Below are 14,515 nucleotides of genomic sequence, written 5' to 3'. Positions count from 1 at the left end.
CTTATTTTATAACCCAAGTATCTTTTGAACCTCCTCCTTGCGAAGAATTCACAATCAAATTACCTCTTTTAAGCGCAACACGCGTTAAACCTCCCGGCAATATATAATTTTCATCATCACCCATTAAACAAAACGTCCTTAAGTCCACATGCCGGGGTTCAAATTTTTGTTCCTCCTCGATGTAAGTAGCATGGGTTGACAAACTCATAATGGGCTGCGCAATATATTTTCGAGGATCTGATTTTATCTGTTTTTTTACTTGTTCTATTTCTTCTTTGGTTAGTTTATTCCCGATGCTGATACCGTACCCTCCCGATTCGTCCACCGGCTTCACCACCAGTTTGTCCACATTCTCCAATACATATTTCAAATCGTCCTGATTTCCGCAGTGATAGGTTTTTACGTTATTTAAAATAGGTTCTTCGTTTAAGTAGTACTTGATGATGTCCGGCACATAATGGTAAACAGCCTTATCGTCCGAAACACCGGTTCCCGGAGCGTTTGCCAGGTTCACGTTTCCCTTTCGGTAGGCACTCATAAGTCCCGGAACGCCCAGCATAGAATCTTCCTTGAAACATAAAGGATCAATAAATTCATCATCCACCCTACGATATATAACATCAACCTTTATGGGACCATGAATGGTTTTCATATACACAAAATCCCTCTCCACAAATAAATCTCTCCCTTCCACCAACTGAACCCCCATGGTCTGTGCCAAATAAGTATGTTCGTAGTAAGCTGAGTTGTACATCCCCGGAGTAACGATAACCACGGTTGGAACATCAACCCCAGCCGGTTTAACCGTCTTTAATACCTCGAGCAATCTTTCAGGATACTCATAAACAGGTTTCGTTTTCAGTTTGTCAAACATCTCAAAGAGTGATTTCCGCAAGGCCAGGCGGTTGGAGAGCACATAACTTACACCCGAAGGGCAGCGAAGGTTGTCTTCAAGCACGTAATATTGACCGTCGTTATGTTTTATAATATCTGTTCCGGCTACATGGGTATAGATTTTTCCCGGAGGCTCAAAACCCACCATTTCCTTTAAATAATGCTTGGAAGAGAAAATTAGGTCTTGCGGCACTACTTTGTCCTTGAGTATTTTTTGCTCGTTATAAATATCATAAAGAAACAGATTTAAGGCCTTGTTGCGTTGGAATATACCTTTTTCGAGCATATCCCACTCCTTCCCCGGAATGATGCGCGGAAATAAATCAAAGGGAAAGATTCTTTCGTCAGGCTTTTTATCTTCAAAATAGACCGAAAAGGTAATTCCCTGGTTAAAAAAAGCTTCTTTAACCTCTTTATTTATCCGATCAAAATCGGGCAAAGAGTATTCGTTAAATCGTTTATATAGATCGCTGTATTGTTCGTTAGGCAATCCATCTTTTGTAAATACTTCATCCAAAATATGATCGTTAATTTCATATGAAGAAAGCAGCCCTGATTTCAATTCTTTCATACACTTTTGGTATTTGGCGAATACATCAAAAATTTCTTTACTAATAACGCAATATAAGAAAATTAATGTGCTCCATATTTTTATTAATGCTTTTTTTGTTTTTTTTTAACAATAACCACCGGCTCAGCTGACACCAAAAGCTCATTTAGGTACTTTTATTTCACACACCCCATCATACATTAGTAAACATAGCCAATTAAACCATTTTTTTTATTCAGTTGAAGCAAAATAACACAGCTACAAAAATAAAATGGCGGTGTAAAATATATGTTTAACCGGGAATATGTATTGGAGGTACGTCATGAGCATTTAAACTCCATACAACAAGGCGTTGCTGAAACGAGGCATAACTTGTCACGAATACCTTCGGGAGCACCGCTCTGGGGAGTTGAAGCAACTTAGCGAAAGGCCTTGTTCTGAAGTAGTTTAATAGCGTAACAGGATTTCTAAGGCATAGGGCGGGTTTAACGGCAGGTTCCATAAAACACACTAAAATATGGTTCCACTGTTCCAAGGTTTGAACCTTTACAAAAGGTTTATCCTTTCTAATTGATTTGTATAATCAACTATACCTGTTTTATTGGTTGGTATTAGAAACATAGCACAATAAGGCCTTAGTACCGAAGGAAAATATTCCTATACGCCCGTTTCGGGGGCGTTTGTCTATTGTGATAATTAATCACCCGATGACTTTGAGTAATTGGGCAGGGGGTGCGGGATACAAACAGTTATTCCTTTTTTCTTTTCCTCAATTCCTTACAAGCACTAAAACGTTTTCAACAAATTCCATAAATGATAATTGCATTTTCTGCAACTAACCTTTAAGAAGTGATTAAAAGAAGTACTTTCCAATAAATTTTCATTTAACCCATTGCTCTTAGTGCCATATTCTGCACCTTCAAAACATTGTTTTCACCTGCCCCTCATCGTAACTTTACGATACCAAAACAACAGATATGAAAACTTCACTTTATATAATCGTTATGCTTTTTCTAGCTTCCATTACGTATTGCCAGGAAAAAAGCGCAGATTCAACATTGGTATATATTGAGACTACCGATGGCAATGAATTCTTCGGGCAGATAATAGAGGAAGATTCTCTTCTTTTAAAATTCAGTTCTGACAAGTTAGGACTAATCACTATTCAAAAAAAAGAGATCAAATCAAGAAGATCAGTAAATATCCAACGGATAAAAGATGGCAAATACTGGTTTGAAAACCGTCAATCATCGCGCTATTTCTGGGCCCCTAACGGTTATGGATTAAAAAAGGGCGAAGGGTATTATCAAAATATTTATATTTTCTGGAATCAATTCTCCATTGGAATAACAGATCAATTCTCGCTCGGGGTAACCATAATACCGTTTTTCTTGTTCAATGGCGCCCCTACACCCGTTATGCTGGCACCTAAGCTATCTTTTCCAATTGTAGAGGAAAAGTTCAATATTGGAGCCGGGGCATTGATAGGCACTATATTGGGTGAAGACGCTGATTCATATGGGCTGGTTTATGGTACTTCAACCTTTGGTTCGCGCGACAATAATTTATCCATTGCCCTATCTTATGGTTATACGGGTAGCCATTGGGCCAAATCTCCTGTTGTAAATATTAGTGCTTTAGCCAGAACCTCAAATAGAGGATATTTTATAACCGAAAACTATCTTTTCCCCGGAGGAAGTGGTTGTTTATCGTTAGGAGGAAGATGGATATGGAAAAAGGCTTCGTTGGATTATATGTTTGCCATGCCTATTAATACCGGAAGTGATTCATTCGTTGCCTTTCCAATTATAGGATTTGTTATCCCATTTGGAGGTTAAAATATATACTGTTTTAAAGGTTCACATTAATTCCGCCGAACACATTAAATGGTAAACCCGGGTAATAATAACGAGGCAAGTTGCTTCCAAAGGCCTGGGCATTGATGACCACCATGGAGGCATAATGGGTATCAAAGATATTATCTGCTCCCAGGTAAATATTGGCTTTTAGCTTCTTCAAATGAATATCCAGCGATACTTTAATGTTGGTTTTATGGTAAGCGGCATATTGTTTTGTGTTGGCATCGTTGAGGTATTGACTTCCCTGATATTGATGATTCAGGTGATAATGAAAACCTCGCCAGCTGCCTGCCAGTTCACCTGTGAAATTAGCATCGGGAATACCGGGAAGGTGATTGCCCCGGAAATCTGTTCCGTCATCCACGAAATCCTCGAACTGGTTTGCAGAAGCGAAAAAGGAAAGACTTAAGTTTAACGAACCGGCTTGCTCAGTATTCATCACGGCCCACCCCAGCGACGATTCCAGCCCTTGATGCGAAGTCTCCCCGGCATTCTTGCCATAAAACTGATCTTCCACATCACGCTCGGTGACCAACAGGTTATTCATCTTCATATAATAAGCCGTAACTTCCGCTTTCATTCGCCTAGAGGCATCTTGCCACCTGAAGCCCAGCTCGTAATTCATCCCTTCCTCCGGTCTTATGTCGGGATTAAACGAACCATCCGGCCATTGTGCCTCCTCCATGGAAGGTGCCGAAAAACCATGCCCTATGGCAGCAAAAGCATGGATACGTTCACTGATCTGATAATTCAGTCCCAGCCTTGGCGAAAACACGGGATCGTAATCGTGGCGACGGGTTTTACCGCTTTCCTCGGTACGATAACCGGTCTGGTTATAATTGAAGGCTACCTGGGCCACTAACCTTGGTACTGGATTCATTTCCATCAAAGCGAAAATATTATAATGATACCGCCTGTGTTCCGCGTCCGAAAGGGGCTGGCCGGTATTGTCCCCCCGGACCGAAAACAATGAAACACTGTTATGTTCGCGCATCATTTCCGTTCCCAACTGCCCTTTAAACCATGAATGTCCAAATTTCAGTTTTTCACGGAATCCAATAGCGTTCCTTTCTTCATCCAGCCGGTTAAACGGGCGAAGCTCCTCCAAGGAAGATATTTTCCCGAACAAAGTAAACGAATTCACCCATTTGTTTCCCAGCGGGGATAACACGCCCAAGCTCATCAAATGCCTTGGACTCTCTTCAAAACCACCAATATCGTTCCACGAGTCGGCGGCTTTTTTCGGGTTATCCTTAAAATCGATGCTATCCAGCGAACTGGGTATTCCGCCGTTCAGGTAGCGGTAATTATAAAGGAAGGCCAATTGGTGGATGCCCAGTTTCTGTTGCCCTTTAAAAGTAAAGTTATATCTTTTGTATTCGCTGTTGTCCCTGTACCCATCTGATATAAGCGCGCCTCCCACTATCGACAAATAACCGCTATCAGCAGTTCTCCAGTTCATTTGGGCATGCTGCGAAGACGTCCGGAAACTGCCCAACTCGCTTTTAACGTTCAATGGGGGAACCTGATCAGACATAAACGGATTTAAAAGGATAACGCCTCCCATTCCCGCCCCGAACAATGCGGATGATGGCCCCTTTAATACTTCGAGGCTGGAAATATCGTTCAACCCAATATCTTCGATGCTGGTAGCCCCGTCGCCATCGGTCAAGGGCATCTCGCCCCAATAGGCTTTAATACGGTTGGTTTCGTAAGGTGTTCTCGAGCCAATACCCCTGATGGTGATTCGGTTTGTATTCATGGTGCCCTGTTGCATCATAACCCCGGGAACTTTGTTGAGCTGCTCCTTTACGTTGTATGCGTTCCCGGATTGCAGCTGAAGATTGTTCAGTTTAGCGTAAGCGCCCGGCCATTGGGCTTCCGACTTAACCTGGATGGGCGCCTGAACAGTGATTTCCTGGATATAACGTTGGCTCTGGTAAGCAGAGGTATCGCTGAAGTGATTTGTTATTGAATCTGTTTTGCCTTGAGCAAATACAAACTCAATCATCATTAACAATAGCATTAAAACCTTAATACGGATCATAAATATTAGAATTCATCTCTGTTAAACGCTGTGGTGCATTTACTTTTAACACGCCGCAAACTGTTTTTTACATCAAAGGAACACAGACAAATACCGAAAGCCAGTTACCCATTGTTGTACGTTTATCACCACAAACACTTTACTATAATTTCCGACGCACCATATTGATGTATAACTGCTATGTTTTGCCATGCGTCGGATGGTTTTGCAAAACTAAACCCAGGGAGTCGATTAAGCTAAGCTCCATCTTGCCCTGGGCTATTATTTTTTAGGCTTTCCACCTTGGTGTTCTTTTAATCAACCATGTATGGAATACTGGTGCCCCTTGACTATTCCACAGGAATCAATTTCAATATCTTCCCCGGGTTTTCAACTGCCACATAGATATAACCATCGGGACTCATTTCCACGTTCCTCACCCTTCCTATACCTTCAAGTAACTTCTCTTGCCTGACCACTTGATCTCCGTTTAACACTACCCGGTGCAAATATTCAAAGCGAAGCGAACCTGTCAGGATATCGTTTTTCCAGTTGGGGTAACGGTCTCCTTTCACAAACGTCATACCGCAAGGCGCAATGGACGGAACCCAGTACAGCAAAGGCTGTTCCATACCTGCCCTGGCGGTATCGTTGGTAAAGGTGGTTCCGTTATAGTTGATCCCAAATGAGATGACAGGCCAGCCGTAATTTTTGGCGGGTTCAATGATATTGATTTCGTCGCCACCCTTCGGGCCGTGCTCGTCGGTCCATATCCTTCCGGTTTCGGGATGCATGCAAACGCCCTGAGGGTTTCGGTGGCCATAGGAATAAATGGACGGCATGGCATCTTTCTGTCCCACAAAAGGATTGTCAACAGGAATACTACCGTCATCGTATATGCGATGGATCTTGCCACAATGGTTATCCAGGCTTTGCGGGTTTCGGTCTCTGTCCCCTCTGTCACCTACCGAAAAATATAAATACCCCTCCCCGTCAAATTCCAATTTACACCCATAGTGATGGCGCTTATTGGTTTCGGGCATGGCTTTAAAGATACGCTCTTTATCCACGAGTGTGTTTCCGCTCAAACGGGCACGCATAATGGCCGTATTGGCCAAACTTGACTTTTTCTCGTTAGGCGACGAATAGGCAAAATACAACCAGCCATTTTGTTCGTACCCGGGATGTAACTCCAAATCCAGCAATCCCCCTTGCCCTGCCGCTTTTATGGGTGGCAATCCCGATATCTGCTGCAAATCTCCATTTTTGGTAAAACGTAACAACTCGCCCTTTCGTTCCGATATCAACAAATCGCCATTGGGCAGAAACTCCAGTCCCCAGGGCACCTCCAATCCCTCCACTACGGTATCCACCCTGAATTTCTGGTCTTCGCTGTCAACCACCCCATCCTGGTTCGCAATATCTTCATCCTCGCCCAGCGGAACCATGGTATCCAGACTTAAAATATAATCGACCAATGCGTAAATAGTGGTATCACTCATTCCATCGGCAAAGCCGGGCATACCATGAGCCACACGTCCAAGTTTTATGCTTTTATAAAGATCTTCCCTTCCGCTACCCCACAACCAGGTCCTATCCACAAAGGATGATTTTTTATCGTTATGGCAACCCAGGCAAAAGTTTTGGAAATTGACTTCCGCGTCTGTCCCTACTACCAAAACCTTATTATTGTTTTCGTTTTTTGTTTGGCACGATACCATCATTTGTGTGGCAATAATCAAAGAAAACAGGAAACAGTATTTCATAATTTTTACATTTTGTGAGGTATAACATATTTCTAAAGTTATTGTTTCTAACCATATCCATATCTAAGTATTTTCCAATGTAATCAAATGTAGATAAAATGAAACAGAATGTAAAGCATAAAATACCCACAAAAAAAAGAGAGGCCCCACGACCTCTCTTGATAAAATTTTTATTGACATACACACCTTACCCGGCAGTTACGGCCTCTTCAATTGTAACCGTACCCATGTCGTTTATCTCGCCGTTGACTAGTTCAACTTCATCGATTTCCTTTATTTGATAACCTTCAACGGGATTAAAGTCAACCTTATAATTTCCTTCCGGTAAGGCTTTAATCATAAAATAACCCGTAGTGGTATCGGCATAAGTAGAGAAGGTATCGGCATTAGCCGAAATTGCCTGGATATACGGCTTTGATTCGACGGGAAAAACCATACCTTTTAGAGCTCCACTGGCAGCTTCGGTAAATACCCGTATTACAGGCTTTAACGAGTAAGTTCCGTTTCCTTTGGCAACTATTGAGCGACTGGCATCAAAATCGAGCCACACACGATAGGCTACTCCCATTTCCAGTTCGGCATGCACATTAAGCTTCAAACCCGACTGTTGTGCCGATGGCGTTTTAATATCATGGTAAACACCGTCTTTTTTAATCTTGTTGTTTTCGCCCAATATCAACCTGATTTGAGATATCTTACCTACCGTAAACTCCTCCTCTGCAATCAGCGTATCTGCGCCATTGGTAAAATCAAGCAAGTTATATATGCCGGTATTTACATTTTCGAGCGTATGCCAGCCTCCTTCTTCTTCTCCCTCTCCAGAGAAGTGTACACGCACCTCCTGCAAGTCTATTAATACTTCGTCGTAACTAGCCGGAGCGTCGGTTAACCTGATGCTTATCTTTGGGCTGCTTAATTCTTCGCTGCTGCTATTGCTTTCTTCGACACACGAAACGGCGAGCCATGAAGCCACAATCGATAAACTTAAAAATAACTTCTTCATAATGATAAATATTAATGTTGTGTTGAATGATTATAACGCATAAAAGTATATAAGATTATCTAAATCAGAAAAAATTGACATATTGAATGGGTACATTCTAGCACAGCTTTTGCAAATATTTTACCATATCATAATTATTTCCATAATACTCAAATTCACCCACCTTCCGAAAGCCATGTTTATAATAAAAGTTTACCGCCTTTAGATTTGAAGCCTGCACCCCTCCCCATAATATAATTTTATACGCTCCTCTTTTTCTTAAATCTTCAAGTACAAATTCCAACAGAAGACTTCCCACTCCCCGCGACTGGTAGGCATCGGCAACGGATGGAGCCAGCGTATAATCGTGCCGATCGCTTAACGTTATAGGATAACCTATATAACGGTTTCTATCCCCGGGCACATACCCTTGTTTAACAATGGCATAGCCAACAACGAGCACGTCGTTTAGGCAAATATAGGCCATACAATTTTTATAGCCGCCTGAACATACCAACCATGCAGTATGCTCATCAAAAGGGTGAGGCCCAAATCGTTTACGTGTCTCTTCCGATAACGTTTTAAGGTAAAGGTAAAGCTTGTCTTTATCGTGTTGGGTTACCTGGCGGATATGCATGATAATCTCTATAATAGTTTTATGTAATTACTTGTTACCTGGCTTTTCTGAATTTCTTTCGGTATTCCTTATCCATTTTCTCCGTTGCATACTGTATGATAAGCCTGCCACACCTATCTTTCCATTTTAAAAGGAAATCTTCTATTTCTAAGGGATACTTTTTCCATAAACCACGCATCAAAGTGCCTATGCCTTTCTGCACGTATTGCGAATTATCCAGCATCAAATCTTCAACCGTTTCAATGGCATCCTCCGGCTTTAAATCGTGCTTTATCAACTCAACCAAAGTTACAGGCACCGCTCTTCTTTTCCATTCCGATTCAGCCTTGTTCCATGCCTTAAGTTCACTGAGTTCAATAACATTATCAATAACAAATGCGGAAATTACCAGCATACAAAACACATCGGTAGTAGCCCAATTATCTACACCAACATCGAACCACAGCCCTATTCTGTCGAAGGTTTCTTTAGTGTAATTGTCACGTTGCGACTGGACAAACCCAATTACAAAAGACTTTTCTTCGTACCGCCCGTTTTCAAATACAATATCTCCAAGGTCAAGATAATCGTCAATCGTCATTTCACTGTTCCATTCCTGAATCCATTTGTCCCTTTGCCTCTCAAATGTCTTCTGCTCTATTCCATAACCGTCAAAACCTTCCTTAAAATATCGCTCATATTTCTTGACGATCTTGTGACTGGAATTCGATTGGCAGAAATTGCTAATTTCGTTGAACTTGCCTTGTATCATGAATATTAAATCAATGGTTAAAACACATCAAAATACAAAAAAACCAAAGCAGAATCAATTCCACTTCGGTCATCATTTAAGACCAGCTGCCACAAGCTATTGGTATGAGCTGCAGATTACACTAAATACTGCATTCTTCCTCTTGATATGGCGCTAGCTCAACCGTAAAGTGTCTTAATATAGGGGCTTCGTTAATGATTTGATAGCCCGACCTAATATCCTCCCTCCTATCATAAACATTCTTCAAGGCAACAGCTATTACATCCATATGGTTATTGGTGTATACCCTTCGCGGAATAGCCAAGCGCAACAACTCCAATTTCGGAAATCTGTTTTCCCGGGTTACCGGGTCACGGTCGGCCAGTAGGGTTCCTATCTCTACTCCTCTAACTCCGGCTTCCTTGTACAGCTCAATAGCCAGCGTCTGTGCCACAAACTGTTCAACCGGAAGGTGAGGCAAAAAACGTTTGGCATCCACAAAAATGGCATGCCCACCAAAAGGTTCTTGCACCGGAACACCAAACTCTTTTAGTTTCTGCCCCAGATAAGCCACCTGTTTAATTCTGGTTTCCAGGTAATCAAATTCCGTACCTTCATCCAGTCCTTGTGCCAAAGCGTTCATATCGCGACCCGACATACCTCCGTAGGTAATATATCCTTCGTAAATAATATTGAACTGAGCTGCCTTTTTAAACAACTCCTCCTCGCGCAAGGCAATAAAACCACCCATATTAACAATGGCATCCTTCTTACTGCTCATGGTCATCCCATCGGCATAGGTAAACATTTCGGCCACAATCTCCTTGATGGTCTTATCGGCATAGCCTTCTTCACGGGTTTTAATAAAATAGGCATTCTCGGCAAAACGGGCCGAATCGAATATGACCCTGATTCCATAATGCTTAGAGAGCTTGTATACCTCACGCATGTTTTCCATGGATACAGGCTGACCCCCCGACGAATTGCAGGTAACAGTGACAATGACACATGGGATCTGTTCTTTGGAATACCTAAGATATATAGCTTCCAGTTTATTTAAATCGATATTTCCTTTAAAGGGATGGTGAACAGTCGTATCGAAAGCCTCATCAATGGTGCAATCGATAGCAGATGCCTTGCGGAACTCAATATGTCCTTTGGTGGTATCAAAATGCGTATTCCCGGGGACCACGTTTCCTTCTGAAATCAATGCCGAAAACAACACATTTTCCGCAGCACGTCCTTGATGTGTCGGTAAAAAATAATCAAAACCCAATATGTTTTTGATAGCTTGCTTAACATTGTAATACGATGACGCACCGGCATAACTCTCGTCGCCCAACATCATACTGGCCCATTGACGGTCGCTCATGGCACCCGTTCCGCTATCGGTTAGTAAATCGATAAAGACCTGATTGCTTTTTAAGTTAAACAAGTTATAACCCGCTTTTTTAATCCAGCGCTCACGTTCTTCTCTTGTGCTTTTTCTGATGGGTTCAACCATCTTAATTTTATATGATTCTGAAAATGGTAATTCCATGATAATTACATCAAATGATAATAAATTTAAAAGTGAATGAACTACTTATATCCCTATACCAAAACAAGAAATACAGTTATACCAATGGTTGAAAATTAATAACCATTGCTCATTCAAACAATAACATTAAATCAAGAAATTACGCTAAAAAAGAGTCCCGGTTTTTGATATTCAGGAACAAATGGAAAGTTAAAAACAACAATATGGTAAGAATAATTTTCATACCCTGTATTAATTATATTGTACAAATATATTAAAAACAAGGCTTATCTCCATGAAATGACAGGCAGACTTTTATCATAAAACAAAACATATTTTCATAAATCGCAGCTAAATCTTAATTTCCTTCGGTATATCGCCTTCGATTAAATCAAGCAAGGACACTGACTTAAAATATTTTATTACCAGTTGATTTAAATTACCCCAAAAGGTTTTTGCCTTACACCTATCTTCAAAATTGCAATTCACAGAACTGTTCATACATTCCACAACAGTAATGCCTGGTTCAAAAGCACTATGGATATCCAACAATGTTATTTCTGATGGCTTTTTGGTAAGTATATATCCGCTTTTTTTTCCACGAGCATTAACAATCAAACCGGCCACTTTTAGTGCTCTAATAATTTGATCCAGATATTTATTGGAGATACCTTGCCTTTCTGCAATATCTTTTTGAAAGACACCATTATCACTTTTGTCCGCAGCTATATCAAGCATAGCCCTAATTCCATATCTTGTTCGTGTACTAAATTTCATTGAGTAACATTAGTTGGTGCAAAAATAAACAAAATTCTAAAACCAATTGTCACTTCATCTTTAACTTTTATAAGTCCCCAGAACTTACTGGGCGGGTCTATTTCAAAATCAGTCAGTTTAACCTCAAGCTGACCTAAAAGGCACCATTGACCGGATAAACATTTACTGAATTCGCATGCACAAGTATATGAATTGGTTATCCCATTCATATTTATCTGAACCCGATTCATCCCACCCGTATTAAATGATAATAACTCGTTCCTGAAATTTTCGTCTATCGAAATATCAATATTAGGATGTTTATCGGCATTTATCAAACTGAGAAAGTCTTTCAACATTAATTTAGAATCAGCCTCAAAATCTTCAGCTGGTATTGCAATGGTAATACTATCTACAACATTAGAGTCTGCATGAGGTACATTAACATAACCTTGCTCACTATATTTAAGCACAAAATTACTAACATTAGTTACGCCCTTAATAACAATTTTATCAAATTGATATCGCTCTAACCGAACCGCCGTGGGGTTAGGATTACCAGCATAAACCGACAATTTGCTTATCAACAGAACTAAAGTCAAATATTTCTTTCCGATCCTCATAATACTAACATAACTAACATCATAGGCCGTTCAGCTTTGAACTGAACAGCCTTACCCAAACCTCTTTAGAACGAAATAGCTGCTTCCACAACCAAACCATCAAATTTTCCACCATCTATCTTACCATGCGCTGGCCCTTCATAATCCTGAGTTACGTAATCTAACTTAACCACAATATTTTTGGTCATGTCCCAACCACCACCTATATTAAGGCGTTTTACAGTACTCTCATCATCTTCATTATCAGATACTTTATTATATCTACCTCCAAAGTAAAAACTTCCTATCCTATAAATACCTTGTATTGCTGTTTGAGAAAAATGCTGATCAGCTCCTTCTTTTACTCCTTTCATATCCTCAACTACAGTAAATATTTCCAAGCCTTTAAATTTGGCAAATACATTGAACATATAACTATTCATTTCCGTTTGACCACTACCCGGACTCCAGCGCCCCGATCTGAAATTATCACTAGCATCGTGCATTTGCATAACATTGTAATATCTTGCACCCGCACGATCACCATCCCAAAGGTAAGATCCGCTATGTCCTTCACCAACATGGTAACCAGATACAGTACCGCGTATTCTTAAATCATCATTTATCTGACTATCATAACCTAACTTCCAGTTATAAACCAGATCTTCGCCAATATCGTTTCCTCTGCCATAATTCAGTCGTCCATTATTTAATCCAACAAGAGCCAATATGCCTTTGTTTCGATACATGAATTCCATTCCTGGATTTGTGGTATAATTGTCCATGATAAAGTTACCAACAAAAGGATTGTTTTTAACAGAGCCATTGGTACTCCTGAAGAAATGAGCATCGCCATAATTAGGGTTCATCACACCTACTTTAATGGTCAAATATTTCATTAAATTCTCTGTGGAAGGTAAAAATGGTAGATGATCAAAGGTTAAATAACCACCTTCAACCCAAGCTTCCTGATGATGCCTAGACGACATATAGTTATTAATAAACAATTGGATACCAGGCGCAAGATCAACTCGTAATGTGAGGTTTGCTGTGGGTAAGTTGAAGTTATTCTTTAAATCTAATAATGTATCTGCCGACGAACCAGACAATTCATGACTGATACTTTGCAACTGAATGGCATATGCACCGCCAACTCTTACCTTCACATTCTTAAAATCTTCTGGATTTAATTTTTCTGATTCAAACTGTTGCCCAAATGTAGAAAATGCAACTACCAACGCTAAAACACAAAACGTGAATTTTTTCATAAGAAATTAATTAAATTAGTAATTCTATTTTTTCACTATTAAAAAAAACAATCAAAGTTTTAACTTTTCTTGTAGACAAAACTATATGCTACTTGTACTTCATTACCCGTTTTAATCGTACCCATCATAGCCACGGGCGCATCAACATCAAAATCAGACATTTTAAGGTGGAGTTCTCCTTTGATTTCTATGCCTCCATTCTCTAGGTAAATGATTAAAAACTCCTCCGTTATCTCTCTTTTTTTACCTGCAATAGTTATAACTACCTTAGCATTACCCTTACTTGACTGATTTGATACTTGAATAACATCAACTACAATCTGAGGAAATTCATCCTCTTTAAGAGCCTCATAAGCTTTCTTATTCATTAGTTTATGATTACTTTTTATTGAATTTACCTCAACCGCCAAACTGCCCGACATCAATCCATGAATATCCTCATCAGCAAGCACCATCTGTCCTTTAAACTTTTCTACGTTCATTTCCCAATCATGAATGGTCGAAGTTCCCTTTACGGTCAAAGAACTATTTTCCAGATCAAGTTGATAACTTGTTTGTCCTATAACAATCGAACTTGAAATGCATGTTAGGAAGATTATTAATGCAGCAATCCATTTTTTCATAATGATGTAATTTTTGTATCCTACTTATCCTACTTGTTTTCTTGCATAAAAATATAGTTTTAATTAACATTTACTAACATTGTATTTGTTTTTTTTAACTATTTATATTCAATCTAAATATAACCGTTTCGTTATCAATCGACAATTCAATATTTCTCAACCTTTTTGGTATACAACTCAAAAATATTAACATAGCTTGTCCATTTGAGCGTTTTTTTCAACAAAACTTCGTCTAATAATTGGCCGCGTTAATCAAGGATTATCACATATTAATGGTTGTTAACAAACACCCGCTATTATGTT

Annotated in this window: 12 protein-coding genes; 1 reads left to right on the top strand and 11 read right to left on the bottom strand. The window is 39.9% G+C overall.

Translation table 11 applies throughout. The features are described from left to right. Window position 1 precedes the first annotated feature (1 nt). Window positions 2–1,465 (bottom strand): circularly permuted type 2 ATP-grasp protein, encoded by a 1,464-nt coding sequence (locus tag ACT29I_RS00165; protein ID WP_430933410.1) that lies wholly within the window; start codon window positions 1,463–1,465, stop codon window positions 2–4. Window positions 1,466–2,421: 956 nt separating this feature from the next. Here ACT29I_RS00165 and ACT29I_RS00160 point away from each other — a divergent pair. Beyond that, entirely contained in the window at window positions 2,422–3,282 is an 861-nt protein-coding gene (locus ACT29I_RS00160; RefSeq protein ID WP_444792436.1) for a hypothetical protein, read from the top strand. 13 nt (window positions 3,283–3,295) lie between these two features. On the opposite strand, the gene ACT29I_RS00155 is transcribed toward ACT29I_RS00160, so the two are convergent. From ACT29I_RS00155 to ACT29I_RS00110, 10 genes are all read right to left on the bottom strand, one after another. Next, window positions 3,296–5,317 carry a TonB-dependent receptor gene (locus ACT29I_RS00155; RefSeq protein WP_444792435.1) on the bottom strand — a complete coding sequence of 674 codons (2,022 nt, stop codon included), beginning with the start codon at window positions 5,315–5,317 and terminating at the stop codon, window positions 3,296–3,298. Window positions 5,318–5,679: 362 nt separating this feature from the next. Then, on the bottom strand, window positions 5,680–7,095 hold the full coding sequence (locus tag ACT29I_RS00150) for a PQQ-dependent sugar dehydrogenase (protein WP_444792434.1): 1,416 nt from the start codon (window positions 7,093–7,095) through the stop codon (window positions 5,680–5,682). A gap of 187 nt (window positions 7,096–7,282) precedes the next feature. Further along, entirely contained in the window at window positions 7,283–8,098 is an 816-nt protein-coding gene (locus ACT29I_RS00145) for a DUF4382 domain-containing protein (RefSeq protein ID WP_444792433.1), read from the bottom strand. 97 nt (window positions 8,099–8,195) lie between these two features. After that, window positions 8,196–8,714: a GNAT family N-acetyltransferase gene (locus tag ACT29I_RS00140; RefSeq protein ID WP_444792432.1), complete on the bottom strand. Its 519-nt coding sequence runs from the start codon at window positions 8,712–8,714 to the stop codon at window positions 8,196–8,198. A gap of 34 nt (window positions 8,715–8,748) precedes the next feature. Then, window positions 8,749–9,465 carry a DNA alkylation repair protein gene (locus tag ACT29I_RS00135; protein ID WP_444792431.1) on the bottom strand — a complete coding sequence of 239 codons (717 nt, stop codon included), beginning with the start codon at window positions 9,463–9,465 and terminating at the stop codon, window positions 8,749–8,751. Window positions 9,466–9,586: 121 nt separating this feature from the next. Continuing rightward, window positions 9,587–10,984: a tryptophanase gene (locus ACT29I_RS00130; RefSeq protein ID WP_444792430.1), complete on the bottom strand. Its 1,398-nt coding sequence runs from the start codon at window positions 10,982–10,984 to the stop codon at window positions 9,587–9,589. A gap of 330 nt (window positions 10,985–11,314) precedes the next feature. Next, a complete protein-coding gene (locus ACT29I_RS00125) occupies window positions 11,315–11,740 on the bottom strand; it encodes an RrF2 family transcriptional regulator (RefSeq protein ID WP_430933402.1) in 426 nt (141 codons plus the stop codon). Next, window positions 11,737–12,342 carry a hypothetical protein gene (locus ACT29I_RS00120; protein ID WP_444792429.1) on the bottom strand — a complete coding sequence of 202 codons (606 nt, stop codon included), beginning with the start codon at window positions 12,340–12,342 and terminating at the stop codon, window positions 11,737–11,739. The genes ACT29I_RS00125 and ACT29I_RS00120 overlap by 4 nt, the downstream gene beginning before the upstream one ends. Before the next feature lie 65 nt (window positions 12,343–12,407). After that, the gene (locus ACT29I_RS00115) at window positions 12,408–13,589 is read right to left on the bottom strand and encodes a hypothetical protein (RefSeq protein WP_430933400.1); all 1,182 of its coding nucleotides are present in this window, start codon (window positions 13,587–13,589) and stop codon (window positions 12,408–12,410) included. A 59-nt stretch (window positions 13,590–13,648) separates the two neighbouring features. Continuing rightward, window positions 13,649–14,212 (bottom strand): YceI family protein, encoded by a 564-nt coding sequence (locus ACT29I_RS00110; RefSeq protein ID WP_444792428.1) that lies wholly within the window; start codon window positions 14,210–14,212, stop codon window positions 13,649–13,651. Between the last annotated feature and the right edge of the window lie 303 nt (window positions 14,213–14,515).

Source organism: Saccharicrinis sp. GN24d3, from assembly GCF_052400645.1.
GTDB lineage: Bacteria > Bacteroidota > Bacteroidia > Bacteroidales > Marinilabiliaceae > Saccharicrinis.
The sequence above is the reverse complement of the archived record's forward strand: the minus strand, read 5'-3'. Positions and strand labels throughout refer to the sequence as shown.

Excerpts from the sequence above, each read along its gene's own strand:
- ACT29I_RS00165 (WP_430933410.1), bottom strand. The coding sequence starts at position 1,465 with ATGAAAGAATTGAAATCAGGGCTGCTTTCTTCATATGAAATTAACGAT.
- ACT29I_RS00160 (WP_444792436.1), top strand. The coding sequence starts at position 2,422 with ATGAAAACTTCACTTTATATAATCGTTATGCTTTTTCTAGCTTCCATT.
- ACT29I_RS00155 (WP_444792435.1), bottom strand. The coding sequence starts at position 5,317 with ATGATGATTGAGTTTGTATTTGCTCAAGGCAAAACAGATTCAATAACA.
- ACT29I_RS00150 (WP_444792434.1), bottom strand. The coding sequence starts at position 7,095 with ATGAAATACTGTTTCCTGTTTTCTTTGATTATTGCCACACAAATGATG.
- ACT29I_RS00145 (WP_444792433.1), bottom strand. The coding sequence starts at position 8,098 with ATGAAGAAGTTATTTTTAAGTTTATCGATTGTGGCTTCATGGCTCGCC.
- ACT29I_RS00140 (WP_444792432.1), bottom strand. The coding sequence starts at position 8,714 with ATGCATATCCGCCAGGTAACCCAACACGATAAAGACAAGCTTTACCTT.
- ACT29I_RS00135 (WP_444792431.1), bottom strand. The coding sequence starts at position 9,465 with ATGATACAAGGCAAGTTCAACGAAATTAGCAATTTCTGCCAATCGAAT.
- ACT29I_RS00130 (WP_444792430.1), bottom strand. The coding sequence starts at position 10,984 with ATGGAATTACCATTTTCAGAATCATATAAAATTAAGATGGTTGAACCC.
- ACT29I_RS00125 (WP_430933402.1), bottom strand. The coding sequence starts at position 11,740 with ATGAAATTTAGTACACGAACAAGATATGGAATTAGGGCTATGCTTGAT.
- ACT29I_RS00120 (WP_444792429.1), bottom strand. The coding sequence starts at position 12,342 with ATGAGGATCGGAAAGAAATATTTGACTTTAGTTCTGTTGATAAGCAAA.
- ACT29I_RS00115 (WP_430933400.1), bottom strand. The coding sequence starts at position 13,589 with ATGAAAAAATTCACGTTTTGTGTTTTAGCGTTGGTAGTTGCATTTTCT.
- ACT29I_RS00110 (WP_444792428.1), bottom strand. The coding sequence starts at position 14,212 with ATGAAAAAATGGATTGCTGCATTAATAATCTTCCTAACATGCATTTCA.